21 protein-coding genes and 2 pseudogenes are annotated in these 26,714 nt (G+C 68.4%); 11 read left to right on the top strand and 12 right to left on the bottom strand.

What is annotated here, in order from left to right; translation table 11 throughout:
- The first annotated feature begins 148 nt into the window (after positions 1-148).
- Positions 149-1,075, top strand: a complete 927-nt coding sequence (locus tag ACFWBU_RS19220) for an AEC family transporter (protein ID WP_169621698.1) — start codon at positions 149-151, stop codon at positions 1,073-1,075.
- Between the two features lie 10 nt (positions 1,076-1,085).
- Here the strand turns inward: ACFWBU_RS19220 and ACFWBU_RS19215 are convergent, their stop codons facing one another.
- Positions 1,086-2,870 carry an ABC transporter ATP-binding protein gene (locus ACFWBU_RS19215; RefSeq protein WP_169652561.1) on the bottom strand — a complete coding sequence of 595 codons (1,785 nt, stop codon included), beginning with the start codon at positions 2,868-2,870 and terminating at the stop codon, positions 1,086-1,088.
- Positions 2,867-4,591 (bottom strand): ABC transporter ATP-binding protein, encoded by a 1,725-nt coding sequence (locus ACFWBU_RS19210; protein WP_296549570.1) that lies wholly within the window; start codon positions 4,589-4,591, stop codon positions 2,867-2,869. The genes ACFWBU_RS19215 and ACFWBU_RS19210 overlap by 4 nt, the downstream gene beginning before the upstream one ends.
- A gap of 61 nt (positions 4,592-4,652) precedes the next feature.
- On the opposite strand from ACFWBU_RS19210, the gene ACFWBU_RS19205 reads away from it, so the two are divergent.
- Together ACFWBU_RS19205 and ACFWBU_RS19200 are read left to right on the top strand one after the other, a co-directional pair.
- On the top strand, positions 4,653-5,054 hold the full coding sequence (locus ACFWBU_RS19205) for a hypothetical protein (RefSeq protein WP_296549571.1): 402 nt from the start codon (positions 4,653-4,655) through the stop codon (positions 5,052-5,054).
- 158 nt (positions 5,055-5,212) lie between these two features.
- Positions 5,213-6,400 (top strand): MFS transporter, encoded by a 1,188-nt coding sequence (locus ACFWBU_RS19200; protein WP_169621446.1) that lies wholly within the window; start codon positions 5,213-5,215, stop codon positions 6,398-6,400.
- 13 nt (positions 6,401-6,413) lie between these two features.
- On the opposite strand, the pseudogene ACFWBU_RS19195 reads toward ACFWBU_RS19200, so the two are convergent.
- A pseudogene (locus tag ACFWBU_RS19195) lies at positions 6,414-8,349 on the bottom strand (VWA domain-containing protein).
- On the bottom strand, positions 8,349-9,734 hold the full coding sequence (locus ACFWBU_RS19190; protein ID WP_378528991.1) for an ATP-binding protein: 1,386 nt from the start codon (positions 9,732-9,734) through the stop codon (positions 8,349-8,351). Before ACFWBU_RS19190 ends, ACFWBU_RS19195 begins: the two are co-directional and overlap by 1 nt.
- Positions 9,735-10,036: 302 nt before the next feature.
- Here ACFWBU_RS19190 and ACFWBU_RS19185 point away from each other — a divergent pair.
- The 5 genes and pseudogenes from ACFWBU_RS19185 to ACFWBU_RS19165 form a co-directional block, all read left to right on the top strand.
- Positions 10,037-10,426, top strand: a pseudogene (locus ACFWBU_RS19185) (GAF domain-containing protein); the annotation flags it as partial.
- Positions 10,427-10,580: 154 nt separating this feature from the next.
- Positions 10,581-10,709, top strand: a complete 129-nt coding sequence (locus tag ACFWBU_RS19180; RefSeq protein ID WP_240955130.1) for an ANTAR domain-containing protein — start codon at positions 10,581-10,583, stop codon at positions 10,707-10,709.
- Positions 10,693-11,079: a hypothetical protein gene (locus ACFWBU_RS19175; protein WP_296549573.1), complete on the top strand. Its 387-nt coding sequence runs from the start codon at positions 10,693-10,695 to the stop codon at positions 11,077-11,079. Before ACFWBU_RS19180 ends, ACFWBU_RS19175 begins: the two co-directional genes overlap by 17 nt.
- A gap of 101 nt (positions 11,080-11,180) precedes the next feature.
- Positions 11,181-12,143 (top strand): alpha/beta hydrolase, encoded by a 963-nt coding sequence (locus ACFWBU_RS19170; protein ID WP_378528990.1) that lies wholly within the window; start codon positions 11,181-11,183, stop codon positions 12,141-12,143.
- Between the two features lie 280 nt (positions 12,144-12,423).
- Positions 12,424-12,663, top strand: a complete 240-nt coding sequence (locus ACFWBU_RS19165) for a hypothetical protein (protein WP_169652566.1) — start codon at positions 12,424-12,426, stop codon at positions 12,661-12,663.
- Between the two features lie 42 nt (positions 12,664-12,705).
- Here ACFWBU_RS19165 and purH read toward each other — a convergent pair whose 3' ends face one another.
- From purH to ACFWBU_RS19145, 4 genes are read right to left on the bottom strand one after another with little or no spacing between them, the layout of a single operon-like run.
- On the bottom strand, positions 12,706-14,265 hold the full coding sequence (gene purH / locus ACFWBU_RS19160) for a bifunctional phosphoribosylaminoimidazolecarboxamide formyltransferase/IMP cyclohydrolase (protein ID WP_169621440.1): 1,560 nt from the start codon (positions 14,263-14,265) through the stop codon (positions 12,706-12,708).
- Positions 14,252-14,899, bottom strand: a complete 648-nt coding sequence (purN, locus tag ACFWBU_RS19155) for a phosphoribosylglycinamide formyltransferase (RefSeq protein ID WP_378528992.1) — start codon at positions 14,897-14,899, stop codon at positions 14,252-14,254. Before purN ends, purH begins: the two co-directional genes overlap by 14 nt.
- A 54-nt stretch (positions 14,900-14,953) precedes the next feature.
- On the bottom strand, positions 14,954-16,468 hold the full coding sequence (locus ACFWBU_RS19150; protein WP_378528989.1) for a DUF6350 family protein: 1,515 nt from the start codon (positions 16,466-16,468) through the stop codon (positions 14,954-14,956).
- Positions 16,469-16,517: 49 nt separating this feature from the next.
- Positions 16,518-17,780, bottom strand: coding sequence for a DUF5336 domain-containing protein (locus ACFWBU_RS19145; RefSeq protein WP_169621437.1), 1,263 nt, complete (start codon positions 17,778-17,780; stop codon positions 16,518-16,520).
- A 76-nt stretch (positions 17,781-17,856) separates the two neighbouring features.
- On the opposite strand from ACFWBU_RS19145, the gene ACFWBU_RS19140 reads away from it, so the two are divergent.
- A complete protein-coding gene (locus ACFWBU_RS19140; protein WP_169621436.1) occupies positions 17,857-18,480 on the top strand; it encodes a YigZ family protein in 624 nt (207 codons plus the stop codon).
- Positions 18,481-18,584: 104 nt separating this feature from the next.
- Here ACFWBU_RS19140 and sucD read toward each other — a convergent pair whose 3' ends face one another.
- Together sucD and sucC are read right to left on the bottom strand one after the other, a co-directional pair.
- Positions 18,585-19,487, bottom strand: coding sequence for a succinate--CoA ligase subunit alpha (gene sucD / locus ACFWBU_RS19135; RefSeq protein WP_169621435.1), 903 nt, complete (start codon positions 19,485-19,487; stop codon positions 18,585-18,587).
- A gap of 16 nt (positions 19,488-19,503) precedes the next feature.
- A complete protein-coding gene (sucC, locus tag ACFWBU_RS19130) occupies positions 19,504-20,673 on the bottom strand; it encodes an ADP-forming succinate--CoA ligase subunit beta (protein WP_169621434.1) in 1,170 nt (389 codons plus the stop codon).
- A gap of 465 nt (positions 20,674-21,138) precedes the next feature.
- On the opposite strand from sucC, the gene ACFWBU_RS19125 reads away from it, so the two are divergent.
- Positions 21,139-22,101 carry a M23 family metallopeptidase gene (locus tag ACFWBU_RS19125; RefSeq protein WP_169621433.1) on the top strand — a complete coding sequence of 321 codons (963 nt, stop codon included), beginning with the start codon at positions 21,139-21,141 and terminating at the stop codon, positions 22,099-22,101.
- Positions 22,102-22,182: 81 nt separating this feature from the next.
- Here ACFWBU_RS19125 and pcrA read toward each other — a convergent pair whose 3' ends face one another.
- Positions 22,183-24,546 (bottom strand): DNA helicase PcrA, encoded by a 2,364-nt coding sequence (gene pcrA / locus ACFWBU_RS19120; RefSeq protein ID WP_169621432.1) that lies wholly within the window; start codon positions 24,544-24,546, stop codon positions 22,183-22,185.
- Between the two features lie 134 nt (positions 24,547-24,680).
- On the opposite strand from pcrA, the gene ACFWBU_RS19115 reads away from it, so the two are divergent.
- A complete protein-coding gene (locus ACFWBU_RS19115) occupies positions 24,681-24,983 on the top strand; it encodes a chorismate mutase (RefSeq protein ID WP_169621431.1) in 303 nt (100 codons plus the stop codon).
- An 80-nt stretch (positions 24,984-25,063) separates the two neighbouring features.
- On the opposite strand, the gene ACFWBU_RS19110 is transcribed toward ACFWBU_RS19115, so the two are convergent.
- A complete protein-coding gene (locus tag ACFWBU_RS19110) occupies positions 25,064-26,515 on the bottom strand; it encodes an NAD-dependent succinate-semialdehyde dehydrogenase (RefSeq protein ID WP_169621430.1) in 1,452 nt (483 codons plus the stop codon).
- Between the last annotated feature and the right edge of the window lie 199 nt (positions 26,516-26,714).

Below are 26,714 nucleotides of genomic sequence, written 5' to 3'. Positions count from 1 at the left end.
GGCTCACGCCCGCCGTCGGCGGCTTCACGTGCTCGCGCCCCTGCCCCGGAGTTGCGGCAGCAGAACCGGACCGAACCGTTACCGGTGGTAACCTTTTTCGCCGGGCGTGACGCGCCCGGTGGAGAGCTTCGTACGAGTGGGTGAATCGGTGTCGGGCGTGGTCGCGGGGTTCACCGTCATCTTCGTCATCATCGCGATCGGATTCGTGCTGGGACGCCGGGGAACGCTGGGCGCCGAAGCGCAGACCGTACTCAGCCGGCTCGTATTCTTCGTGGCCACTCCCGCCCTCCTGTTCGACGCGCTCGCCACGTCCGACCTGGCGGTCATCTTCTCCCCGAACCTGTACGTCGCCGCGGCCACCGCGTTCGTCGTCGCCATCGCGTACTTCGTCATCGCAGCCCTGTGGCTGAAACGTTCCGTACCCGAACTCACCATCGGCGCACTCTGCGCCGGGTACGTCAATTCCGCGAACCTCGGAATCCCCATCGCGGTGTTCGTTCTCGGCGACGCCTCGTTCGTCGCGCCCCTGCTGCTCTTCCAGATCGTGGTGCTCTCCCCTATCGCCCTGACGATGCTGGATCTGTCGACCATGCGTGCCGGAGCGTCCAGACTCGACACCCTCACGGCCCCGTTCAAGAACCCCATCGTTCTCGCGGGTGCCGCCGGACTCGCCGTCGCGGTCAGCGGCTGGACGGTGCCCGCGGCGATCCTGCAACCGTTCCACCTGCTCGGGGGAGCCTCGGTGCCCGGCGCGCTGCTCGCGTTCGGACTGTCGCTGCAGGGCGTGCGAGTGCTCGAGAAGGGTACGAGCCCGCGACGGGACGTCGCACTGGCGTCGGTGCTCAAGATCGTCGTGCAACCGCTGCTCGCGTACGCGATGGGCCGCTACCTGCTCGGACTCGACGGGCACGCGCTGTTCGCCGTCGTCGTGGTCGCGGCCCTCCCCACCGCCCAGAACGTCTTCGTCTACGCGAGCGCGTACGGGCGCGGAATGGTCCTCTCGCGCGACGCGGCGCTCGTCACCACCCTCGCCTCGATACCCGCGATCGGCATCGTCGCGAGCCTGCTGACCTGAGCGGCGGCCGTCAGGAACGCCCGCGCGACCACGCCTCCCACAACCGGGCGTACCGACCGCCGCGGCGCACCAACTCGTCGTGGCTGCCCTCCTCGACGATGCGTCCGTCGTCCATGATCACGATCCGGTCCGCTGTGGCGGCGTGGCTGAGCCGGTGCGCGACGATCAGCGCCGAACGCCCCCGCAGCGCTTCCTCCGCCGACCGCTCCAGTTCGTCGGCTCCCGCCGATCCGGCGTCGGCGGTGGCCTCGTCGAGAATGACAAGGGCCGGATCGAGCAGGATCACTCGCGCGAGTGCGAGCTGTTGTTCCTGCATAGGGGTGAGGACGTGCCCGCCCGACCCGACTTCGGTATCGAGGCCGTCCGGAAGCCGCGACACCCAGCCCGCCGCGCCGATCCGTTCGAGCACCGCGGAGAGTCGCTCGTCCGATGCCTCCGGCGCAGCCATCCGCAGGTCGTCACGCACCGAGCCGGAGAACACGTGGACCTCCTGCGTCAGGAGAGCGATCTCGCGGGTGCGCCGGTCGTCACCGAGCCGGTCGATCGGGACACCGCCGAAGGTGACGCTCCCGGCCGTCGGGGGATGCACCCCGGCAACGACCGACGCGAACGTCGTCTTTCCTGCTCCGGATGCGCCGACGAGAGCGACATGCTCGCCGTCGGCGATGGTCAGGTCGACGCCGTGCAGTATTTCCGGTCCCGACTCGTAGCCGAATCGCACTCCGCGGGCGACGACTTCGCGGCCCGTAGGCTGCGGCAGCTCCTGTCCCGTGGTGCCGGTCTTCTCGTACTCTTCGCACTCCTCGATGAGCCCCGCGATGCGCGAGAGCGACGCGAGGCCGCTCTGCAGGTCGTCCATGACGAGGAGCAACTGCCCCATGGGACCGAACAGCCGCAGGAAGAACAACATCGCGGTGGTGGTGACGCCGACGGTCACAGCATCCCGGTCGACGAGCACGAAACCAACCAGCAGGATGGACGCCATCCCGAGGAACTCGGCAAGATTGATGCGGCCGAACAGGCGGTTGACCACGATCCGCGCGCGCAACTCCCAGCGCGCGACCCACCACGAGTGCTCGTCGATCGGTCCCGCGAGACGAGGCCCGAGGTCGAACGCGTGCACGGTCGCCAGCCCACGGATGCCGCCGAGCACGTGGTGCGCACGCTCCCCCATGGCCACCCGCGACTCCCGGTACACCGGTGGCGCGTCGCGCGTGTACATCCGGGCACCGATGTAGTGGACGGGCAGCACGACGATCAGAACGAGGAGGAACCGCCAGTCGAGTGCGGCGAGGCCGAACATTGTCAGCACCACCGTGAACAGCGCACCCGAGATGGCAGGTGCGGCGGTACGGATGGCCGAGCCCACCTGGGAGACGTCGTCCGTGGCACGCGAGACCAGGTCGCCGCTGCCCGCCGACTCGATGCGCGAGAGCGGCAAGCGCATCGCAGCGGTGAGCATGCGTTCCCGTAACCGGGCCAGCCCGGTTTCGAACAACCGGGAGGTCAGGACGAGTCCGAATCCGCCGAGAGCCGCGGCGGCGACGGTCCCCGCGACCATGGCGGCTGCGAGCCACGCGATGTCGCCGAGGTCGCCGCCCTCGAGCACCACGTCGACCGAACGTCCCATCGCCCACGGGGTGACGAGCCCGGCCGCCGCCCCGAGGACCAGAACCACGAGGACAGCACAGGTCTCGCGGCCTTTCCCGGCGAACGACGCGCGGGCGATGCGTACCGTGCCGCGGGCGTCGGACGTGCGGAAACGTTCGCCGGCGCGGGAGGTGGTTGCGGTCATGGCTGCTCCTGCTTCGGAACCGACGGCATCGCGGACCCGGCCGGCAGGCTCAGGATCTCGTCGGCGACGGCGGTGAACGCCGGTGATCGGGTGAACACGATCGTGGTGTGACCGCGCCGCGCTTCCGGCAGGCGTTCGGCGATCGTCGCCTCGGTGACGGAATCGACGGCGGTCGTCGGATCGACGAGCACCAGCACGTCGACCGGGGACGCGAGCGCCCGTGCCAGGGCGACCCGCTGTCGCTGCCCGCCGGAGAGCAGCCTGCCGGCCTCCCCGACCGGAGTGTCGAGACCCGCGGGCAGCACCCGCGCGACGTCGTCGCACGCCGCGGCGAACACCGCCCGGGTCACGCGTGCATCGGCATCGGCCGCGTCCGGCGGGATCCCCGCGGCGATGTTCTCGAGGATTGTGCCTTCGAACAGGTGCGACGCGTGGGGCACGACACGCAGGCTGCGCCGCGCGGCGCCTGCTCCGAGTTCGGCCAGGTCCACACCCCCGACCAGCACCCGGCCCTGTTCGGGGAGGTGCACTCGCGACAGCACGGCGACGAGGTCCGCGGTGGCGTCGGCATCGGCCCGGACCACCACGAATGCTCCTTCCGGGACCGTGGCGGTCAGGGCGCGCACGTGTCCGGCGGTGAGGCAGTCGAATTCGACGGTGGCGCGGCCGTCGGTGTCGCGATCACCCACAACGACGGCGGCCGGAGCCTGGAGGATGCCGAGCACACGCTCGGCCGATGCGACCGCCGATGCCCACGCGGCGCCCATGCTGGTGCCGAGCGCCGCGAGTGGACCCATGATCACCTGGGTGACACCGACGACGGTGATGAGCTGGCCGACGGTCAGCGAACCGGTGACAGCCATCGCACCGGCCGCGATCGCGACCCCGGCGACGAGCATCCCGGAGACGAGTTCCATGGTCGCGACATAGGCCCCTTCGGCCCGTGCCGAGCGCAGCACACCGTCGAGCGCGCGCCTGCTGGCCGACAGGTAGCGGCGGGACGCCTCGCCGTCGGCTCCGATTCCTTTGACCACGCGGATACCGGAGACCAGGTCGGTGGCCGTCCCCGCTGCCGTACCCGCGACCTTCTGTTCTTCGAGGCTGCGCCGGCGCAGCGGACCGGAACCCTTGTCGAGCAACCAGAGGATCAGCGGTGCCCCGGTCAGGATCGCGACGCCCAGCATCCAGGAGGTGCTGAGCAGGACGACCCCACCGAAGAGGACCGCGGCGAGGTGACCCACGGGATACACCGCGACGGCGATCCCGCGGGCGAGTTGCTCGACGTCGGACGTCGCGATGTTGAGCGTCACGCCGGGCGCCTGCGGCGGCCCGCCCACACCGCGGACATCGAGGATGCGATCGGTGACCCGGGTCCGCAGGCGGTGCTGGACCGCGAGCATTCCGGCCTGCCCGATCCTGCCGCCGAAGCGGGCGGAGAACGACAGGACCACGAACACTGCCGCGAGCACGAGCAGCCACGCGACCAGAGCGCCGGCGTCGCGGGTGGCAACGGCGCGGTCGATGGCCTGCCCCATCACGACGGGCACGAGGGTCTCGCAGATCTGATGCACCGAGACGAGGACCGCGGCCGGGACGGTCCATTTCCGGGCGGCGAAGATCGTCCGCACCGTGAACTGCCGGGGCGTGGTCTGCGCGTCCACCCGGATCTCGGGCGTGGGCATGGCCTGCGCCGGCGGGTCGAACAGGACTGGCAGCCTCATGGTCCTCCGGGGAGTCGGTCGCGGCGAGGACCCGCCACGGGTGCGGGCTTAGGGTGACCGCATGCGTCTGATCGTCCTGCTCGCTTGTAGCGTTCTCGCCGTCGCCTGCGGATCCGGCAGCCATGACATTGAACCACTGCCGGAAATTGCTGTGCCGCAAGGGGCGACGGAGTTCACCGCGCGACCCGACATCGTCGACCCGCATCCGGTGCAGGTCCAGGGATGGTCACGTGCCGGAGACGACCGCATCGCCCTGCACTTCGAGACGGGAACGCCGGAATGCTACGGCGTGCACGCCACGATCACGGAGACCACCGACGCAGTGGGTGTCACGGTGCTCGGCGGCACCCTGCCCGAGGCTCAGGACCGCATGTGCATCATGATCGCCGTGACCGGGACGCTCGAGGTTCCGCTGGAGTCGCCGCTCGGAGACCGAGTCGTCACGGCGGGTGAGCCGCACTGACCACGTATCTCGACGACGTGACGCACACATCCCGAACACCTTACGGACGGTCGCCCCGACCGGCCCGAGCCGTCTACGAGGTACGGTGCCGGGCCGCATACCGTAGCGGCATGGCGATGTCGCTCACCCCGTCTCCCGCGGCGGCAGGCATCTGACCGATGTCCCACGCTTCCCGGATCGGCGTACCTCGCCATTGGCTGCTGTACCTGTGCACCGCGACCGCGCTGTTGCACGCGGCCTTCCAGTCGGTTCGTGTGCTCGTGTCGTACCGGATCCTCGCGCTCGGCGGCGATGCGACGACCATCGGCCTGGTCACCGCCCTGTACGCGATCGTGCCGTTGATCGCGGCGGTCCGGATGGGTCGTGCCGTCGACCGCGGTCACGCCACGATGATTCTGCGGATCGGGATCGTGGTGTCCACGCTCGGTGTCGGGCTCATCGCGGCAAGTTCGGGTCTGCTGGTGCTCGGCGCGGGCAACATCGTCCTCGGCTTGGGGCAGTTGCTCGTCACGGTATCCGGCCAGGCATTCGTCTCGATCCTGTCGCCGCCCGACCGGCTCGACCGAGGATTCGCCGGCATCACGCTCGGAGTCTCCGTCGGTCAGGCCGTGGGTGTGCCGGTCGCGGGAATCATCGCCGCCGGCCACAGCGCGGACGACGGCTATGTGGAGACCACGGGCGCGCTACTGGTGATGACGGCGATCTGCGCGGTGGCATTGCCGTTCGTGCTCGGCCTGCGGGAGCCGCCCGGTTCGGGGCGCACCGCCGACGACGGTGCACCCCAGTCGGTGCTCTCGATGCTCTCCACTCCCGGCATGAAACCGGCGATGCTGTCGAGTCTGATCGTCCTCGCCGCCGTCGACCTCGTGGTGGTGTACCTGCCGCTGCTCGGGGAGCAGTTCGGGTTCGGGGTGCTGCTCGTGTCGGCGCTGCTCACCGCGAGGACGCTCACGTCGATCCTGTCCCGCGCGCTGTTGCCGTGGGCGTTGCGGCACGTCGGCCGGCGCCGGTTGCTCATCTCCGCCACTGCGGGCACCGTCGTGCCGGTCGCGCTCATTCCGTTCCTGCCGAACCCGTGGCTCATCGCCGCGATGCTCGCGGTCTGCGGCGCGTTCTGGGGAGTCGGTCAACCACTCACGATGACCTGGGTCGTCGAACTGGTCGCCCCCTCCGACCGAGCCTCCGCGCTGGCGGTCCGGCTCACCGGCAACCGCCTCGGCCAAGTGCTCGTCCCCGTCGCCGCCGGCGGGATAGCCGGAATCGCAGGGGTGGCGTCGGTCTTCTGGGTGACCGCAGCACTGCTGTCCGCCGCGGCCACCTCGACGTGGCGGGCCCTGCGAACCTGACCCGCTGCCCACGTCAGCGGCGGCGCATCCGCACGTAGTCGCCCACCACCGCGGCGCCGAGGCCGTCGAGGTCGGGTGCCACGACCCGTACCCCCACCCGGCGGGCCATCCGGTCGACGATCCGGGCCAGCCCGGGATCCGTCGCCGAGCCGGAAGATCGTCACCTGGGCGCCGATCTTGCCGAGATGGTCGAGTTCGCGCACGGTCAGGCCCAGAGTCCTGGCGCTCGGCGGATAATCGAACGCCGCGTACCCCTCGGGTTCGAGGTGGGCGGTGGGCTCGCCGTCGGTCACGACCAGCACGACGGGCTGCGCGTTCGGATGACGACGCAGGTGCCGGCCCGCGAGCATCAGCGCGTGATGAAGATTGGTCCCCTGCTCGTACACACCGTCGAGGCCCGCCAGTTCCGGTGCGGTGACCACGCGCGCGTGCCGCCCGAACGCGATCAACTGCAGCGCGTCGCCCCGGAACCGTGTGGACACCAGGTGGTTCAGTGCCAGAGCGGTGCGCTTCATCGGCACCCAGCGGCCGTCCATGACCATCGAGAACGACGTGTCCACGAGCAATGCGACCGCCGCCTGAGCTCGCTGCTCGGTATCGACCACCTCGACATCGCTCACCGACATCCGGACCGGCACGCCGGGGCTGCGCAGCGTCGCGTTGGTGAGGGTGCGCACGACGTCCCACGGCTCGGTGTCGCCGAACTCCCAGGCCTTCGTCGCACCGGTGGGCTCCCCCATCGCCCCGGCGCGGCGCGATTCACGCTGACCCGTGCGGGACGATATCCGGTTCATCACGTCCCGCAGCGCGGTCTGCCCGAGCTGACGCATCGCCTTGGGCGAGAGCCGCCACTTGCCGTCCGCGCCGCGGTCGAAGAATCCCTCTTTCTGCAGTTCCTTCTCGAGATCGGCGAGTGTGCGAGCGTCGGCCACGGCCTGCGGACCGAGGTGGCGCTCGAGTTCGTCGAGATCGATGTCGTCGAGAGAGGCCCCGGCGTACTGCTGGGACAACTGCTCCGCGAGCCGGTCGAGTTCCGCGATCTCCTGGAGCGCCGAGGTCGCCTCACCGAGTCCCATCCCCTCGTCACCCCGGGTACGTTCGGATCCCGCCCAGTCCTCACCGGGCCGCGCGGCACGGAGATGTCCGTCGAGCCGGTCGAGCTGATTCGTCAACGACGGCGACCCGAACGCCTGCTGCGCGAGTGCGTCGAGTTCCTCCCGCTGTTCCGGCGTCAGCGAGTTCCGTAGCCGCTGCGCGGCGGCTGCCCGCTGCGCGAGCGAATCGAGCAGTTCCTCCACGTTCTGGGGATCGTCGGGAAAGAACTCGCCGTGCTCGGCCATGAACTGTTCGAAATCCTCGGGTGTGTCCTCCCCGCGCGCATGCTTGTCGAGGAGGTTGTTGAGGTCCTCGAGCATCTCGGAAATGCGCTGCCGGTCTTCCTCGGTGGCACCTTCCAGTGCCTGCTTCATTCCGGCGAACCGCTGGTCGAGCATTTCCCGGCCCAGCAGATCCCGGATCTTCTCGTAGTCCTGCCGCGCCTTGTCGCTGCGCCAGTCGTAGTCGGCGAGTTCCTGAACGGCCTGCGCTGTCGACGCCGGCAGTTCCTCGATCCGCATCTCGGCGAACCGGGCGTCGTCGTCGAGGGCGCGCGCGAGTTCCTTCCGTTCCTCGAGCACCGCCCGGTCGAGGAGTTCGCGCACCTCTCTCAGAGTGCCGTCGAGATCGGTGCGGTCGAGCAGTTCCCTCTTGCGCCGGTTGGCCTGCGCGGCAAGCTTGTCGAGTCCGCGCATGCTGCTGCTGCCGCGCCGCAGCAGTTCGCGCAGGGCGCGTTGTGGCGACGCCCCGCCGAGGACGTCGTCGCCGATCGCGGAGAGCGCGTCGCGCAGATCCACGGGTGGCGCGAGCGGGTCGCCCCCGTGGTACGGGCCGTACCTCGCGGAACGGTCCATCAGGAGTACACCGCCGCGCCGCGCGGGCCGGCGTCCTTTGCGATGCGCCGCGCCAGATACAGGCCCTCGAGTGCGAGTTCGATTGCGGCGGCGCGAGAGCCGCTGTCGGAAGCGCCGAGTCGTTCGGCGACCGTGTCGAGGACCGGCAGTTCGGGCAGCGCGTCGAGCAACGATTTCGCAGTGACGCGCTCGCCGGTGATCACCGGCTCACCCTGCTCGACCGCGGCGACGAGTGGGGCGAGATCGATCCCGGCCAGCCGCGTGCGCGCCGTGTCCGCGGTCGCACGACGCAGCAGGTGGTCGAGGATCTCGAATTCCCGTCCTTCCTCCCCTGATTCGAACTCCACCTTTCCGCGTAGTACCTCGACGACGGTGGCCAGGTCGACGGGCCGCGCCACGGGGTCGTCCTCACCGAGCACCGCGCCGCGGTGCACGGCAGCGGCCGCGACGGTTTCGGCGCCGGCCACGGCGAAGCGCGCGGAGACACCGGAGCGCTGGTCGACCGACGTCGACTCGCGCAGCAACCGCGTGAAGCGCGCGAGAATCTCGACGAGGAAATCGGGAACGCGGGCCTGCAGGTCGGCTTCCTGCTCGATCACCGCGACCTCGTCGTCGAGTTCCATGGGGTAATGGGTGCGGATCTCGGCACCGAACCGGTCCTTGAGCGGAGTGATGATCCGGCCGCGGTTGGTGTAGTCCTCCGGGTTCGCGCTCGCGACGAGCAGCACGTCGAGCGGGAGCCGGAGTGTGTAGCCACGCACCTGGATGTCGCGCTCCTCCATGACGTTGAGCAACGACACCTGGATGCGCTCGGCGAGATCGGGAAGCTCGTTGATCGCGACGATTCCGCGGTGGGCGCGTGGGACCAGCCCGAAGTGGATCGTCTCGGGATCACCGAGGCTGCGTCCTTCCGCCACCTTCACCGGGTCCACGTCCCCGACGAGGTCGGCGACGGAGGTATCGGGAGTTGCCAGCTTCTCGGCGTAGCGCTCGCTGCGGTGTCGCCACGCGACCGGCAGATCGTCGCCGAGTTCGGCCGCGCGGCGGAGCGAGACGGGCGTAATGGGTTCGTAGGGGTGCTCACCGAGTTCGGATCCCGCGATCACAGGGGTCCACTCGTCGAGCAGTAACGCGAGGGTACGCAGCAGGCGCGTCTTGCCCTGGCCTCGTTCGCCGAGAAGGACGACATCGTGACCGGCGAGCAGTGCCCGCTCGAGTTGGGGGACCACGGTCTCGTCGAATCCGACGATGCCGGGCCAGGGATCGGTGCCGTCGCGCAGCGCGGCGACGAGGTTCTGCCTCATCTCGTCCTTGACGGGACGATGTACGTGGCCGGAGGCGTGCAGCTCTCCGAGGGTGGACGGGCGCGGTGTGGGAGACGTCACCTCATCCAAGGTACGACCGTGCGGCGGTTTCGGCACCTGCAAGCCGAGGAACCTCTTCTTCCCGGACGACCTGGGCCGCCGGATCCGGTGGATCGTCGAGAAACGTGCCCGCTGTGCGTCGCCGGAAGGCCGATTCGCCCGCGGTGGCCGCGGTCTAGGCTGGCGGAAAGGCATCGCCACCGGGCCAGGCCGGACACCTCGGTTCGTCTCCGCGATGATGGGTAGTCCCACAGACGAAAGGGGGCCGCGTGGATGCGTTTCCGGACTCGACACCGGACGAGCTGACGGCTGTGTACGCCCGGATGTCCGGAGTGCTGCTGTCCGAACAGACCGTCGCCACAGCACTGCAATTGATCACCTCCCTGGCCGTGGACACCCTGCCCGGATCGATCGGATCCGGGGTCAGTGTCCGCGGTATCAACGGGGACGAGGTCACCTCCGCCGCGACCGATCGGATGGTCGAACGCGCCGACGCGTTGCAATACGAACTCGGCCAGGGACCGTGCCTCACCGCATGGCACGACGGGGTGATCGTGCGCGTCGACGACGTCGGCACCGATCCCCGGTGGCCGCTGTGGTCGGCACGGGTGGACTCGACCGGTATCCGGTCGGTGCTCAGCGCGCCGCTGGTCACCGCGGACCGGTCGTGGGGGGCGATCAAGGTGTATTCCGACCGCGCCGGGGCCTACGACGAGACCGAGGTCGGCCTGCTGCGGCGGTTCGCGGCCCAGGCCGCCATTCTGGTCGCCAACGTGCACACCTTCCGCAGTGCCGAACGGCTCAGCGACAACCTCAAGCGCGCGCTGCACACCCGGGATCTGGATCGCCACCGCGAAGGGCATCGTGATGTTGCGCGAACAACTGGACCCCGATCAGGCCATGCGGTGGCTGATCGAGCAGTCCAGCCTGTCGGGAACCACCCTGGCAACCCTGGCAGAGACGCTCGTCGAGGCGGCCGGTGACGAAGCGGGGTGAGCAGGTGATGCGTCTGTTTCCGTCCGGCGAGGCGCATCGCCGGTTCCTCGAGGCGCTCGCCGCGACCGGGCTGAGTCTCGACGAGTTGTGGTTGCGCTACTTCGCGCTCGGCGGGGATGCGGGCAAGGTCGAGATCGAGGCCTATCTCGACGGAATGGTGCCGTTGTCGGTTCTGCAGCACGACCTTCTCGCGCATGCCGTCAACGAGCGTCTCGCGGAGATCGCTCCACCGCGCGCGCCCTACGCGGAGGAACTGCCCGCCCCGGAGTCCGCAGACAACGACACCGAATCCGGCCGTATCGACGGCACGGCGGCCGGTGCCGAAGACGGTGACAGCAGGGGGCCGGACGTCGACGACGACGCACCCTGACGCCGCCGGGGCGAGACCTCCGTTCGGCGGCACTCCGCAGGTACGCACCCATAAGGTGCCTGAATACGGAACGTCGGGGGCTCTTCTGATAGACACGGTGTATGTCGGACACCGAGATCACCTTTTCCAGCGGCGACGTGACCCTGCACGGCAGCGTCCGGGTACCCGTGTCGATGAGGAGGGGTGTGGTGCCCGGAGTGCTCCTGCTCGCCGGCAGCGGTCCTACCGACCGCAACGGTGACAGCGCCCTGCTTCCGGGGCCGATCGGCACGCTGCGCCACCTCGCCGACGTCCTCGAACCGCACGGCTTCGCCAGCCTGCGCTACGACAAGCTCGGCAGCGGCGTGACCGGCCTCGGACCGTACGACGTCGAGGACGTCGCCGATCTCGGGTTCTCCACGTTCATCGACGCCGCGTCCGCAGGTCTCGATTTCCTCGCAGGCCGGCGCGGTGTCGACGCGAACCGTCTCTACGTCGTCGGACACAGCGAAGGTGCGCTGATCGCCCTGGCGCTGGCGCAGGACAACCCGCGGATCAGGGGTATCGGTCTGATCGAACCCCTCGCGGTACGCCTGCTCGACCTGCTGACCGCCCAGATCGACGCCCAGCTCGACGCGGTGGTCGTCGCCCAGAAGCTCCCCGTGCAGATTGCCGACGAACTCCGGCTGGCGCTGACCGGAGCGGTCGAATCGCTGCGGGCCGACGGAACCCTCAGCGACCACCTGCCCGAACCCCTCCGTAACGCCGGGCTCGTTCCCGCGAACGCCAAGGCTCTCGCGGAGGAGGACGCGCTCGATCCCCGGATGCTCGCCGCCCAGGTCGACGGCGACCTGCCGGTGCTCTCGAGCGCATCGACCAAGGACATCCAGGTGCGTATCGAGGACGTGGACGCTCTCGACGACGCGCTCGTCCACACCCGCCTGACATCGCTGCGCATGACCCGCACCAACCACGTCCTCAAGGACATCGGGGACCAGCAGTCCACGGGCGCCGACTACATCGCCGACCTGCCCTTCTCGGAGGAGTTCACGTCCGGTTTCGAGGCGTGGCTGAAGAGTCTGTGACCGGGTCCGCGAAATAACAAATGTCGCTTTCACGTTATTGGTGTATGGTTTCCCGTTAACCCGCTGGTACGCCCGAGAAAGGTACGGTTCGATGCGATTCAAGCACATGCACGTCATCGGCTGTTCCGTACCTTTTGCGCACCTTCATTCCCACTTCGCCGCAAGGCCACCCCGAGAATAGAAGTCACACGACGACTCCCTTCTCGGGCACCCGGGCACATCGCCCCGGGTGCCCTTTCTTATCCCCACAGCTTCATTCCCCGACAGGAGAAACAACATCATGAAACTTCGCATCGAACCCGGCGGATCCGTCCCGTCGGACCTGCCCGGCGACCTGACCGGCCACGCCATCACGATCGATCTCAGCCGCGTCGGTGGCACCGAAAGCGGCGCCGCCGCAGCAGATCTGATCCGTGAACTGCTCGACCGGGGTGCCGCGCGGCTCGTCATCTCCGAGGGCCGCGGATCGCGCGGAACCGAGTCCGCACACGACGACGCCGCCCACTCGCACGCTGCCTGACCCGCAGGCACGTGCGCCGTGGACGGCGCCGTCCGGTATCTGTCAGTGGGCGAAGTGGCGGGCACCCGTCAGGTACAGGGTGATCCCGGCTTCACGCGCTGCCTCGATGACCTCGTTGTCGCGCACCGATCCGCCGGGCTGAACGACGGCCTTCACTCCGGCCTCGGTAAGCACTTGGAGGCCGTCCGCGAACGGGAAGAACGCGTCCGAGGCGGCGACGGAACCGACGACCCGGTCGCCCGCGCGTGCCACAGCCAGACGCGACGAATCGACGCGGTTGACCTGCCCCATGCCGACTCCGACGGTCGCGCCACCCGAGACCAGGAGAATCGCATTGGACTTGACGGCGCGCACCGTCCGCCACGCGAACTCGAGATCGCGCAGGGTGGCTTCGTCGGCGGCCTCGCCGCACGCGAGCTGCCAGTTGGCCGGTGCATCGCCCTCGGCATCGAGCGCGTCGCGTTCCTGAAGCAGGAGCCCGCCGGAAATCTGGCGCATCTCGATCTGCGAGGACGACGGCGAGTCGGCCCGCAGGATGCGGATGTTCTTCTTGCGGGAGAGCACCTCTACCGCACCGTCCGCATACGACGGCGCGATGACGACCTCGGTGAAGATCTCGGCGACCTGCTCGGCCATCTTCACGCTCACCTCACGGTTCGCGGCGATCACACCACCGAATGCCGACACCGGGTCGCATTCGTGGGCATTGCGGTGAGCGGTGGCGATGTCATCGGCGATCGCGATCCCACAGGGGTTGGCGTGCTTGATGATCGCGACGCACGGCTCGCGATGATCGTGCGCGGCGCGCCATGCGGCGTCGGCGTCCTGATAGTTGTTGTAGGACATTTCCTTGCCGTGGAACTGCTCGGCCTGAGCGAGTCCCGGCTCGCCCGACCCGTCCACGTAGAGGGCAGCCGCCTGGTGCGGGTTCTCGCCGTAGCGCAGCACATTCGCACGAGTCCACGTGGCGCCGGTCCAGGCGGGGAACTTCGCATCGTCGTCCGGAGCCGCGTAGCCACTGTTCATCCAGGTCGCCACCGCGACGTCGTAGGCCGCGGTGTGCTGGAACGCTTGCGCGGCAAGGCGCTTGCGCTGCTCGAGGGTGAAACCGCCGGCCGCAACGGATTCGAGGACATCGCCGTACGCGGCGGGATCCACGACCACGGCCACCGACGGATGGTTCTTCGCAGCGGCGCGCACCATGGACGGTCCGCCGATGTCGATCTGCTCGACGCACTCGTCGGGGCCGGCGCCGGAGGCAACCGTCTCCGTGAACGGGTAGAGGTTGACCACGACCAGTTCGAATGCCTCGATGCCCAGATCGGCGATCTGGTCGAGGTGGTCCTGCTTGCGGGTGTCCGCGAGGATGCCCGCGTGGACACGCGGGTGCAGCGTCTTCACGCGACCCTCGAGGCACTCCGGGAAGCCGGTGAGTTCCTCCACCTTCGTCACGGGCAGGCCCGCTCCGGCGATCGTCGCCGCGGTGGAGCCGGTCGAGACCAGCTCGACCCCCGCGTCGTGGAGTCCTGTCGCCAGTTCGACGAGTCCGCTCTTGTCGTACACGCTGACCAGCGCGCGGCGCACAGTCTTACGTTCGGTCACCGGGGATCACGGCCTTTCGTCCATCGGAAACAACTCCACGGGTCGCGACGGCGGCGACCACCTCTGCCAACAGCCGTCGCTCCACAACTTTGATTCGTTCGTGCAGGCTCGCCACGTCGTCGTCCTCGAGGACGGGCACCGCCTCCTGCGCGAGCACCGGGCCGGTGTCGACTCCGCCGTCGACGAGGTGCACGGTCGAACCGGTGACCTTCACGCCGTACGCGAGCGCATCGGGCACCGCGTGTGCACCGGGGAACGACGGCAGCAATGCCGGGTGGGTATTGATGATGCGTCCACCGAAACGGTCGAGGAACGCCGGTCCCAGGATCTTCATGAATCCGGCGGTGACCACGAGATCGGGCTCGAATTCGGCGACGGCCTCGGTGAGTGCGCGATCCCAGGCAGCCCTGTCCGGATGCTCGCGCAGGGACACCCGGAACACGGGGATACCGACTGCCGCCGAGTGCTCTTCGGCCGGGCACTCGCGGTCGACACCGACAGCGACGATGCGTGCGGGGTAGTCGTCGTCACGCGCCTGCTCGAGCAGTGATGCCAACAGGCTTCCCGTCCCGGACGCGAGTACGACGAGCCGCGCCGGTGCGGTGGGCGGCAACTGGTCACGCGAGGCAGTCAGGGCACTACTCCTGGAACTCGAGGGGGTCGGCCGACGAACCGGCCGTGTCAAAGCCTAGTCGGCGCCCTTCTTGCCCTTGCCCTTGCCCTCCGTGTCCGACTCCGCCTCCGACTCGGCGTCCGCCACGGCTTCTCGGCTTTCGTCCTCCCCGGACTCGTCCTCCGCAGACACGCCCTCCGACGTCTCGTCGGTGCGGGAGTCGGAGTCCGGGTCCGCGTCGTGATCGGAATCCTCGGCCGCGTCGCTGCGCTCCGCTGCCTCGTCATCCTCCCTCAGCTCGTCGTCGATCGGGTCATCGTCCAACTGCTCGTCGTCTACCTGCTCGTGGTAGTCCTCGCGCAGGACTGCGGCGGCCAGGCGACCCTCGCGCCACATGAGCAACTGGGCGACTATGAGCCCGAGCAGTCCTGCCCACGCGAACAGGAGCACGCCGGCGAGCCACCATCTGGCCCCGACGACCCCGAAGATTCCCAGTGGGCCACCTGCCGCCCAGGTGATGCCTGCGGTGACCAGCCCGGCGAACCCTGCCGCGGCCAGAACCGTCCGAGCAGCGTCGAGGCTTCCCACCGGCGCCCCGTCGGCCTGCGCCTGGAGCGTGCGCTGCGCGGCAAACCGGCCGAGCAGAGCACCGACTGTGGCCGGCACAGCAAGCAGTACCGGCCACAGTGCGTGCGCCGGTCCCGCCGGGATCGCCGCGAGGATCGGGAGAGCAGGCAGATCGCCCCCCGACGCCTCGAACAAGCTCAACCGCACCTGCCCGAACTGTGCGGTGCTCCCGGCCAGCACCGCGGACGCACCGATCACCAGATTCGGCAGGTACAGGATCGACAGGACGGTGAGACCGAGGACGCCCGTCCAGGTTTCACCGCGTGCCAGCAGGTCGCCCAGTGTGGTCCACGACCACAGCAGTCCCGCGACGACGAGGACGCCGCCGACCGCGAACATGCCGAGCACCGCCCTCGCCGCGGGGCGGACCGACAGCACGAGCCATTCCGGCACCGCGTACCGGAGGACCAGCGGCCGCCACAGACGTGAGCCGATTCCGAGCAACGCGGCGAGCAGGTACAGGCCCGTCACCCACGCCAGAGCCGCAGCGGGGTTCGGCGACGCGACAGGAAGAACACCCGCCGCGTCCTGCATCACGACGAGCGCGACGACCGTGACGGTCAGCGGGCCGGCCAGTGTTGCCGCGGTGATGCGTGCGGCGTCGGGGCCTTCGAGTTGGTACCCGGTGTAGTCCATGACGGCGTCTGCCGCCGAGGCGGCCCCTCGCGCCGACAACCACACCAGGACCGCTGTGGGCAACAGGGGAAGCACACCGAGCGAGGTGCCGTCGATCGTGAGGGTCACCTGGTGCAGCGCGAGCCAGGTACCCGCGATGGCGGCGTAGATCCCCGCCAGGTCGCTGTTCGCGAGCACCATGGTGGTCACCACGATCGTGGCGACCACCGCGAGCGTCACCGCGGGAAGACGTGCCGCGGTACCGACCAGGATTCGGAACCGCTCCGGATCGAGGTGGCCGTCCTCGGGTGGAGTGTGCCGGGTCGACCGGCCGAGCGTGGAAGTCATCGAGTCGAGGGTGTCACCGACGTGTCGCGGAGGGTGTCAGGCGCGCCGATCACCGTTGGTCACCCGGTGAGCGGAACGCCTGGGTGGGGGCGGGCTCGCCGGGAGCGGAACCCTCGTTGTCTTCGGCGCGGTTCACGACGGCGCGCTCGGCATCGGACTCGGGCGCCGACGACGCATCCTCCTGCTCCGGGCGGCCCGGCGACTGCTGCGCGTCCGTGTGCTCCGACTCGGACCGGTCGTACTCGCCGCCGGTGTTCACCCCGGAATGCGACTGGGTGGCCTGGTCGGGCCCGCCGTACTGAGCGGGAGTGAAGCGCTGTGTGCGTTCCTGGTCGGTGCCCCCGTGTTCGCCCGAGTGCTGCTGGCCGAACTGCCCACCGTGCTGCTGTGCGCCCGCAAAAGGCTGGTCGCCCGGCTGCTGTCCGGCGGGGTACTGCGACTCCGGCGACGGCGACGCGGAGGAAGACGACCCACCGGGGTACTGCTGGCTACCGGAGTGCTGGCTACCGGACTGCTCGGACTGCCGGCCGGAGGCGGGCTGGCCCGGGTACTGCTGCGCCCCACCGTACTGCTGGCCCCCGTACTGACCGCCGTACTGCTGGCCCCCGTACTGCTGGGCATCGAACTGCTGACCCGGGAACTGCTGAGCACCGAACTGCTGACCGGGATACTGCTGAGCTCCGGCGGCCTGCCCGCCGTACTGCTGCTGGCCGCCGTACTGGCCGCCGTACTGCTGCTGGCCGGTGTACTGCTGCCCGCCGTACTGCTGGGCACCGAACTGCTGTCCCGGGTACTGCTGGGCACCGAACTGTCCGACACCCTGCTGCGCCGAACCCTGCTGCGGCGAACCCTGCGGATAGCCTTGTGCGCCACCGCTCTGCCGTGCCGAGCGTCCGGGCACCAGAATGCCCAGTCCGAACAGCAGAGTGACGACGGCGAGCGCGGCCTGCACGAAGCCGAAGACGAGGATCGTGACTCCGCCCCAGGCGATTCCCGTGTCTTCCGGCAGATGGAACAACTGGAAGAGCGAGGTCACGAAGCCGACTCCCGACGCGACCACTGCCACTGCCCGCAGGTCCTGGCCGGGCAGCAACGAGAGCGCTGCGCTGACGCCACCGAGCAACAGGAAAGCGAGGGGCACGACGGCGAATCCGAAATCGAACGACGACAGTGCGACGCGGGAACCGAACGTGATGCTCACATACGGCGCGAGACCGAGTAGAAAGTTCACGACACCGAGCGCGGCGACCACAAGTGGCAGCAGCAGCGGCACCACCTTGCTCGGGGTGGATTGCCCTGCGGGGAAATTCATCGGTCCTCCTGCTGTCGGTTCGGCTGTCGTCCGTCTCCTGCGTACCAGCCTAGGCACGACCCGCGAGAATGGGGCCATGCCGCACACTTTTGCCCCGGGCCCGGATGTCGTTGTGGAAACCGAGGTCAAACGTTCGCGATTTCTCGCCGCACTCCGGCGTGTCGAATCACCGGAGTCGGCGCTGGCCTTCGTCGAGGAACAACGGCGACTGTATCCCGATGCACGCCACCACTGCTGGGCGTTCGTCGTCGGCGACGAGCATGCGACGCGGGCCGAGCGGTCGAGCGACGACGGCGAACCGGGCGGAACCGCAGGTATCCCGATGTTGCAGGTCCTGCATCACCGTGACCTCGTGAACGTCGCTGTGGTGGTGACGCGGTGGTTCGGCGGCATCAAGCTGGGTGCGGGCGGACTCGTGCGCGCGTACTCGGGAGCGGTCACGACCGCGCTCGACTCGGCGCGCGTGGTCACGCGGGTCCGCCGGGAGCTGTTCGAACTCGGGGTCGATCATGCCGACGCCGGTCGCGTGGAAGCCGAGCTGAGACAGCGCGGGGTCAGCGTGCTCGGCGTCGCGTACGGCGAGCGTGCGGTACTGACCGTCGCGACGTCCGACCCGGTCGTTCTCACGGCGACGGTCGCGTCGGTCACGTCCGGTTCGGGTGACCTCACGCCGGTGGGGCACCAGTGGATCGACGAGTAGGCACCGAAAGCACACTGCCCCCGAAACACGCCTGCCCCCGAAAACACACTGCCCGTGTGTGTTCCGTCGGGAACACACACGGGCAGAGGTCGAACGGTGCGAAATTACAGCGACTGCAGGATTTCGCGCGCGAGAGCGGCGGTCTCGGACGGCGTCTTGCCGACCTTGACGCCGGCGGCCTCGAGGGCGTCCTTCTTGGCCTGGGCGGTGCCCGAGGAACCGGAGACGATGGCGCCGGCGTGGCCCATGGTCTTGCCCTCGGGTGCGGTGAAGCCCGCGACGTAGCCGACGACCGGCTTGGTCACATTGGCCTTGATGTAATCGGCTGCGCGCTCCTCGGCGTCGCCGCCGATCTCGCCGATCATCACGATGACCTTGGTCTCGGGATCCTTCTCGAACGCAGCGATCGCGTCGATGTGGGTGGTGCCGATGACCGGGTCGCCGCCGATGCCGATGGCGGTCGAGAAACCGTACTCACGGAGTTCGAACATCATCTGGTAGGTCAGGGTGCCCGACTTCGACACCAGACCGACCGGGCCCTTGCCGGCGATATTCGCCGGGGTGATGCCGACCAGCGCCTCACCGGGGGTGATGATGCCGGGGCAGTTGGGGCCGATGATCCGGGTCTTCTCGCCCTTGTCGACGTTGTAGGCCCACGCGTACGCGGAGTCCTGCACCGGAATGCCCTCGGTGATGACGACCAGCAGCGGGATCTCGGCGTCGATGGCCTCGACGATGGCGTCCTTCGCGAAGGCCGGCGGAACGAACGCGATGGAGACGTCCGCGCCGGTCTCCTTCATGGCCTCGGCGACGGTGCCGTAGACCGGCAGTTCGACGGCGTTGCCGTCCTTGTCGGTGTGCGAGACCGTGGTGCCGGCCTTGCGGGCGTTGACGCCGCCGACAACCTGGGTGCCGGCCTTGAGCATGAGAGCGGTGTGCTTGGTGCCCTCGCCGCCGGTGATGCCCTGGACGATGACCTTGGAATCCTTGGTAAGGAAGATTGCCATTGTTCTGTGTGTCCCTTTACTTCGCTGCGAAGGCGAGCTCGGCAGCCTTGTCGGCAGCCTCGTCCATGGTGGCGACGACCGTGACCAGCGGGTGGTTGGCCTCGGAGAGGATGCGGCGACCCTCCTCGACGTTGTTGCCGTCGAGGCGGACGACCAGCGGCTTGTTGGCCTCGTCGCCCAGCGTCTCGAGCGCGCCGACGATGCCGTTTGCCACGGCGTCACATGCGGTGATGCCACCGAAGACGTTGACGAACACGCTCTTGACCTGCTCGTCGTTGAGGATCACGTCCAGGCCGGCGGCCATGACGGCAGCCGAAGCGCCGCCACCGATATCGAGGAAGTTGGCGGGCTTGACTCCGCCGTGCTTCTCACCTGCGTAGGCAACGACGTCGAGAGTGGACATCACGAGTCCTGCGCCGTTACCGATGATGCCGACCTCGCCGTCGAGCTTGACGTAGTTGAGGTCGTTCTCCTTGGCCTTGAGCTCGAGCGGATCGGTGGCGTCCCGATCCTCGAATGCCTCGTGGCCGGGCTGACGGAACGCGGCGTTCTCGTCCAGCGTCACCTTGCCGTCGAGAGCCAGAATCTGGTCGTCCGGGGTGCGGACGAGCGGGTTCACCTCGACGAGGAGCGCGTCCTCCTTGATGAACACCTCCCACAGCTTCTGGATGGTGTTGGCGGCGGCATCGAGCACCTCTGCGGGCAGCTTGCCGGCCTCGGCGATCTCGCGGGCGAAGGCCAGGTCGACGCCCTTGACCGCGTTCACCGGGATCTTCGCGAGGGCGTCCGGGTTCTCCTCGGCGGTGACCTCGATCTCGACGCCACCCTCCACGGAGCACATCGCCAGGTAGGTGCGGTTGGTGCGGTCGAGCAGGAAGGAGATGTAGTACTCCTCGGCGATGTCACTCGCCTCTGCGACCAGCAGCTTCTTCACGACGTGGCCCTTGATGTCGAGGCCCAGGATGGCCTCGGCGTTGGCCACGGCGGCATCGACGTCGGCGGAGTACTTCACGCCGCCCGCCTTGCCACGGCCGCCGACCTTGACCTGCGCCTTGACCATCACGGGCTTGCCGATTTCCTCGGCGATCTCGCGGGCTCCGGCGACCGTGTCTGTAACACGTCCAGCCGACGTCGGCACGTCATGCTTGGCGAAAAGTTCCTTCGCCTGGTATTCGAAGAGATCCATCTGCTCACCGTCTCGTCTGCGTTCACGCCCGCTCGGGGGTATTGAGCGGGCCGGTTCGGACTCTAGTTACATGGACGCCCTGCGAAACGTCCGCGCTCCGGGCATGTGGCGCATGTCACGGATCCTGGACGCCGAGGGTTAGCTCACGGGTTTCCTCCCGGAATGTGAGAACGCCGCAACCAAGAGGAGCACCATCCCCAGGATGACAGGCGCCGCTCACGCGGCCGCGACCGGCTCCCCCGAGGCCACCCGGCAGTCGGCCCCCGATTGCTCCGAGACTCTTTCGCAATGCAAAAGTCATTGGATGTTTCATCCCGTGACATTCGGCCCATTCCCCGCTTTTCCCAGCACATAACTGTGATGCCGCTCACATAAGGGCTTTGGTTTGCGTTATAGGTTGCCCTGCTTGCGATCGTTTCGTTACCGTCGCTCAGGTCAAGTAACGATGAGGTCACGAAACGGAGGATGGCGATGCGCCCAGGCAGCCCGATTGCCGAAAGCCACGCCCGCCGGCCCGAAACGGCACCGGACGACTGGAACGCTTGGACCACAGCGACCATAGATTTCCGCACGACGGGCCTCGCCTCCGAGCCGACCTACTACGTCGACGCTCCCACCTCGGATTCCGCCGAATCTTCCGACACCGTCTCTCCTGTTCGCCGCAGCGGAGCGCACCGGGTGCCTACTCCCCCGACCGCGCTCAAGGGCCGTGCCGCGGTGTTCGCCGTCGCCGCCGGCGCAGTCGTCGCAGCGGGTCAGGCAGCGACCAACGGTGGCCCCGGCCAGAACGCCGACCACAGCCAGGTCGCACTCGCCGCAGACACCAGCGACTCCTCGGTCATCACGGCCACCGCGGTGCCGCAGGCAGCGCAGTTCACTTCCGACAGCACCGGTGCGGCACCCTCGCAGGCGCCCCAGGTGCTCAACATCGCCGACCCCAACGACCTGTCGCAGTTCTCCAACCTCCTCGCCAAGGGCGAACGCTTCAGCGAGGAGCGAGCGGCACGCGAGGCAGCGGCACGCCGGCCCCTGTTCGTCCTTCCCGCTGCGGGCGCGTTCACCTCGAACTTCGGTGCTCGCTGGGGCACTCTCCATGCCGGCATCGACATCGCCGGCCCGATCGGCACCCCGATCCTCGCGGTCGCCGACGGTGAAGTCATCGATTCCGGTCCCGCGTCGGGTTTCGGTATGTGGATCCGGTTGCTCCATGCCGACGGCACGGTCACCGTGTACGGGCACATCGATCAGTCCATGGTCAGCGTGGGACAGCAGGTCCTGGCCGGCGACCAGATCGCCACCATGGGTAACCGCGGATTCTCCACCGGTCCGCACCTCCACTTCGAGGTGCACCTCAACGGCGTCGACAAGATCGACCCGGTGCCGTGGCTCGCCACCCGGGGCATCGCCCCCGGCAGCAACCGCGTCTGACGAACTCCCACATCGCGCGCCCTTCCGCCGCGATACCGGTCGCCTCGCGACAGCCCGCGCGGGCAACCGCGGTGCGGGCGCCTAGAGCTTGATCATCGGCACGCCGCCGACCAGCATCAGCCGGACCTTACCGGCACTTCCGAAGTCGATGACGACCGTCGCGGTGGGCCCACTGCCCTTCGTCTCCAGAACCGTGCCCAGCCCGTACTTGTCGTGGCTGACGCGGTCGCCGACGGCGAGCACGAGGTGATTGTTTCGCCCGCGCGGCGCCCCGAAACTCGGCGAGGACGAACGCTCCTCCCTCGCACCGAACCGCGATCCCGTGCCCGAGCCGATGGCATGTCCGCGACCCGGCCCCGGATCTGTCCGCTTCCATTCGACGAGGTGCTGCGGAATCTCCTGCAGGAAACGAGATTCCGGATTCGTGACGGGTTGTCCCCACGACGAGCGCAGCACTGCGCGGCTGACGTACAGACGACGGCGCGCTCGCGTGATGCCGACGTAAGCCAGACGCCGCTCTTCGGACAACTCGGCAGGATCACCGAGCGCACGCATGTGCGGGAACTGCCCGTCTTCCCAGCCCGTCACGAACACGACGGGGAACTCGAGTCCCTTGGCGGTGTGCAGCGTCATCAACGTGACGACACCGTCCTGGTTTTCGGGGATCTGGTCGGCGTCGGCGACGAGTGAGACCTTCTCCAGGAACGCCGCCAGCGAACCGGGATCCGGGTCGCCGTCTTCACGTCCCACATCTTCGATACCCGCGGCATTGCGCACGTCGGCGCTGAATTCCCGTGCGACACTGACGAGTTCGTTGAGGTTGTCGAGCCGGGCGCCGTCCTGCGGATCGTCGCTGGCGGCGAGTTCGGAGCTGTACCCGGTGCGTTCGAGAATCGCCTCGACCACGTCGCCGATGTCGACCGTGTCGTTGCCGTCGGCGTCGGAGACCACCAGCATCGCCCGCAGTTCGTCGAGAATCCCCACGAATCCGGCGATCGCCTTCTGCGCACGAGTGTTCAGCAGGGCAACTTTGCCCTCGGCCGCATCCCGCAGCGCCTGACCGAACCCGATGCCGAGACGCTCGGCATGCACCGCCACGCAGGCCTCGGCCCGGTCGCCGATGCCGCGTCGAGGCGTGTTGAGGATCCGGCGCAGGCTCACGGTGTCCTCGGGGTTCTCGAGGACCTTGAGGTACGCGACGATGTCGCGCACTTCCTTGCGCTCGTAGAACCGGACCCCGCCGACGACCTTGTACGGCACGCCGTGACGGATGAACACGTCCTCGAAGGCCCTGGACGCGTTGTTGGTGCGGTAGAACACCGCGATATCGGAGAACTTGATGCCCTCGTCGACGAGACGGTCGATCTCCGCCGCGACGAACCGCGCCTCGTCGTGCTCGTTGTCGGCCACGTACCCGACCACGAGATCGCCCTCACCGGAATCGGTCCACAACCGCTTCTCGCGACGACCGGTGTTGCGGGAGATCACCGCGTTCGCCGCGGACAGGATGTTCTGGGTGGACCGGTAGTTCTGCTCGAGCAGGATCGTGCGCGCCTGGGGATAGTCGCGTTCGAACTCCTCGATGTTGCGGATGGTCGCGCCGCGGAAGGCGTAGATCGACTGGTCGGCGTCGCCGACCACGCACAGTTCGCTCGGCTCGACGGTGGAGTCGTCGTCGGGGTCGCCCACCAGGGTGCGGACCAGCACGTACTGGGCGTGGTTCGTGTCCTGGTACTCGTCGACCAGCACGTGCCGGAAGCGCCGGCGGTAGTACTCGGCGATGTCCGGGTGAGCCTGCAGCAACGCGACGGTCTCGCCGATCAGGTCGTCGAAGTCGAAAGCGTTCGCGGCACGGAGGCGCTGCTGATACAGCGCGTACACCCGCGCGACGATCCGTTCCAGATCGCTGGCGTCGGCACCGACGGCGGCCGCCGCCTCTTCCGGGCCGATCAGCTCGTTCTTCAGATTCGAGATCTGGGTGGAGAGCAGCCGCGGAGAGTACTTCTTGATGTCTAGTTCGAGGTCTTTCGCGATCATCGTCAGCAGCCGGCGCGAATCGTCGGCGTCGTAGATCGTGAAGTTGGAGTTCATGCCGGGCAGGAGGCTCGCCTGGGCCCGCAGAATCCGGACGCAGCTCGAGTGGAAGGTCGACACCCACATCGACAGGGCACGTGGCCCGACCAGAGCGGCTACGCGCTCGCGCATCTCTGCGGCTGCTTTGTTGGTGAACGTGATGGCGAGCACCTGACCGGGTGCGACGCCTCGCTCGCCCAGCAGGTAGGCGATCCGCCGCGTGAGCACTGCCGTCTTGCCCGAGCCCGCACCCGCCACGATGAGCAGCGGCCCACCTTCGTGCGTGACCGCTTCCCGCTGTTGTGGATTGAGTCCCTCGAGGAGAGCGTCCGAATCGGGGGTCGTGTGGGCGGGAGCAACGGGAGTGTTCATCGTTCTACCAAACTACCGGACGCGTACGACAGCGAATCCCCGACTTGGCCGCGGATTGACACGGTGGCAAACTGGACGTTATGTCATGCGCCCTTCACCGGTCGGACGGCCAGCGCTGACGCGAGGAGATGACATTGAACGCCAACACCGACGCTGCTCTTTCCGGCGAAACCGCCGACGCAGTGCCCACCACCGAGGCCGAGATCGACGAACTCCGCAAGGAGATCGATCGCCTCGACGCCGAGATCCTCGCGGCCGTCAAGCGCCGCACCGAGGTCTCGCGCATCATCGGCCGGACCCGGATGGCGTCCGGCGGCACGAGGCTCGTGCACAGCCGCGAGATGAAGGTGCTCGAGCGTTTCAGCGAACTGGGCCAGGAAGGCCACACCCTCGCGATGCTGCTGCTGCGCCTCGGCCGCGGTCGCCTCGGCCACTAGCCCACGGGCAGTGCCGGCCCGAACACTGCGCCGGCCTGAACACTGCCGGCCCGTGGGCGTAGCGGCGGGGCTCCCTCCCGTTACCGGAGCGCGATGTATTTCGTCTCGAGGTATTCCTCGATACCTTCGGTCCCGCCTTCGCGGCCGATGCCGGACGCCTTGATCCCGCCGAACGGTGCGGCGACATCCGACACCACTCCCCGGTTGACGCCGACGATGCCCGATTCCAGTGCATCCGACACCCGGAGCGCCCGATCCAGATCGTGCGTGAAGATGTACGCCGCCAGCCCGTACTCGGTGTCGTTGGCTGCGGCGACGGCCTCGTCCTCCGTGTCGAAACCGGTGACGGCGGCGACCGGCCCGAAGACCTCTTCCCGCAGGATGCGAGCAGTACGCGGCACGTCGTCGAGCACCGTGGCCGGATAGAACCAGCCCGGGCCCTCCGGGGTCTCGCCGCCGAGTCGCACCGTCGCGCCTCCCGCAACCGCGTCTTCGACCAGTTCGATCACCGTCTTCTTCTGGTTCTCGTTGATCAGCGGCCCGAGGGTCGTGTCGGGATCGGTCCCCGGCCCTTGCTTGTACGACGCCATGCGTTCGGTGAGCTTGGTGACGAATTCCTCCCGGACGGAGTTCGCGACGTGGAACCTGTTCGCGGCCGTGCACGCCTCACCGCCGTTCCGCAGTTTGGCCGCAACCGCACCCTCGACCGCTTCATCGAGGTCGGCGTCGTCGAACACGACGAACGGTGCGTTTCCGCCGAGTTCCAGGGAGGTGCGCAGGAGCGACCGGCCGGCGGTCTGCGCGAGCGACCGTCCTACCGCCGTCGATCCGGTGAAGGTGAGTTTGCGCAGCCGCGGATCCTCGAGCAGGGGGCCGGTCACATCCCCGGCGTGGGACGTCGGCAGCACCGACAACACGCCTGCGGGCAGACCGGCTTCGGCGAAGAACTGGGCAAGCATCAGCAGGGTCAGCGGCGTCTCCGACGCAGGCTTGACGAGCATCGTGCACCCCGCGGCCAGAGCGGGGGCGATCTTGCGGGTACCCATCGCGAGAGGGAAGTTCCACGGCGTGATCGCAAGGCACGGGCCGACCGGTTGCTTCGTGACGAGAATGCGGCCGTTGCCCGCCGGGGCGGGGGTGTAGCGGCCGGCGATCCGCACTGCTTCCTCGGAGAACCATCGCAGGAACTCGGTGCCGTACGCGACTTCGGACCGGCTCTCGGGCAATGCTTTACCCATTTCGAGGGTCATGAGCAGCGCGACGTCGTCGGCGCGTTCGCTGATCTTCGCCCACACCGCGCGAAGAAGTTCTGCTCGCTCACGCGGAGGCGTCGCGGCCCAGTCGCGGCCTGCGGTCACCGCAGCATCCAGGGCGCGCATGGCGTCGTCGGGAGTGGCGTCGGCCACCTCGGCCAGAACGTCACCCGTGGCGGGGTTGTGGACGGGAAAGGTCGCTCGATTTCCGGCAGGCACCCACTCGCCACCGAGAAAGAGGTCGGTGGGCACGGACCGGATCAGTTCTGATGTGTCCATGAACCCCATCATGCGCGTCCCGCGCCGCGGAGGGTGCAAACCCGGCGGTTCGGGGAGGTGGACACTACTGTCGATCGCATGAGCGACGTGACCCGATCCACCCCGTGGCAGAAGTTGGTCGATCATCGCGCGGAGGTCGAGGGGATGCATCTGCGGGAGATGTTCGCCGCCGATCCCGGCCGCGCCGACGCGATGACCG

The organism is Rhodococcus sp. NPDC060084 (assembly GCF_042730335.1).
GTDB lineage: Bacteria > Actinomycetota > Actinomycetes > Mycobacteriales > Mycobacteriaceae > Rhodococcus.
The sequence above is the reverse complement of the archived record's forward strand: the minus strand, read 5'-3'. Positions and strand labels throughout refer to the sequence as shown.

What these genes read in the sequence shown, in the direction of transcription:
- ACFWBU_RS19215 (WP_169652561.1), bottom strand. Translation starts at nt 2,870, where the DNA reads ATGACCGCAACCACCTCCCGCGCCGGCGAACGTTTCCGCACGTCCGAC.
- ACFWBU_RS19210 (WP_296549570.1), bottom strand. Translation starts at nt 4,591, where the DNA reads ATGAGGCTGCCAGTCCTGTTCGACCCGCCGGCGCAGGCCATGCCCACG.
- ACFWBU_RS19205 (WP_296549571.1), top strand. Translation starts at nt 4,653, where the DNA reads ATGCGTCTGATCGTCCTGCTCGCTTGTAGCGTTCTCGCCGTCGCCTGC.
- ACFWBU_RS19200 (WP_169621446.1), top strand. Translation starts at nt 5,213, where the DNA reads ATGTCCCACGCTTCCCGGATCGGCGTACCTCGCCATTGGCTGCTGTAC.
- ACFWBU_RS19180 (WP_240955130.1), top strand. Translation starts at nt 10,581, where the DNA reads ATGTTGCGCGAACAACTGGACCCCGATCAGGCCATGCGGTGGCTGATC.
- ACFWBU_RS19170 (WP_378528990.1), top strand. Translation starts at nt 11,181, where the DNA reads ATGTCGGACACCGAGATCACCTTTTCCAGCGGCGACGTGACCCTGCAC.
- ACFWBU_RS19165 (WP_169652566.1), top strand. Translation starts at nt 12,424, where the DNA reads ATGAAACTTCGCATCGAACCCGGCGGATCCGTCCCGTCGGACCTGCCC.
- ACFWBU_RS19150 (WP_378528989.1), bottom strand. Translation starts at nt 16,468, where the DNA reads ATGACTTCCACGCTCGGCCGGTCGACCCGGCACACTCCACCCGAGGAC.
- ACFWBU_RS19145 (WP_169621437.1), bottom strand. Translation starts at nt 17,780, where the DNA reads ATGAATTTCCCCGCAGGGCAATCCACCCCGAGCAAGGTGGTGCCGCTG.
- ACFWBU_RS19140 (WP_169621436.1), top strand. Translation starts at nt 17,857, where the DNA reads ATGCCGCACACTTTTGCCCCGGGCCCGGATGTCGTTGTGGAAACCGAG.
- sucD (WP_169621435.1), bottom strand. Translation starts at nt 19,487, where the DNA reads ATGGCAATCTTCCTTACCAAGGATTCCAAGGTCATCGTCCAGGGCATC.
- sucC (WP_169621434.1), bottom strand. Translation starts at nt 20,673, where the DNA reads ATGGATCTCTTCGAATACCAGGCGAAGGAACTTTTCGCCAAGCATGAC.
- ACFWBU_RS19125 (WP_169621433.1), top strand. Translation starts at nt 21,139, where the DNA reads ATGGCGATGCGCCCAGGCAGCCCGATTGCCGAAAGCCACGCCCGCCGG.
- pcrA (WP_169621432.1), bottom strand. Translation starts at nt 24,546, where the DNA reads ATGAACACTCCCGTTGCTCCCGCCCACACGACCCCCGATTCGGACGCT.
- ACFWBU_RS19110 (WP_169621430.1), bottom strand. Translation starts at nt 26,515, where the DNA reads ATGGACACATCAGAACTGATCCGGTCCGTGCCCACCGACCTCTTTCTC.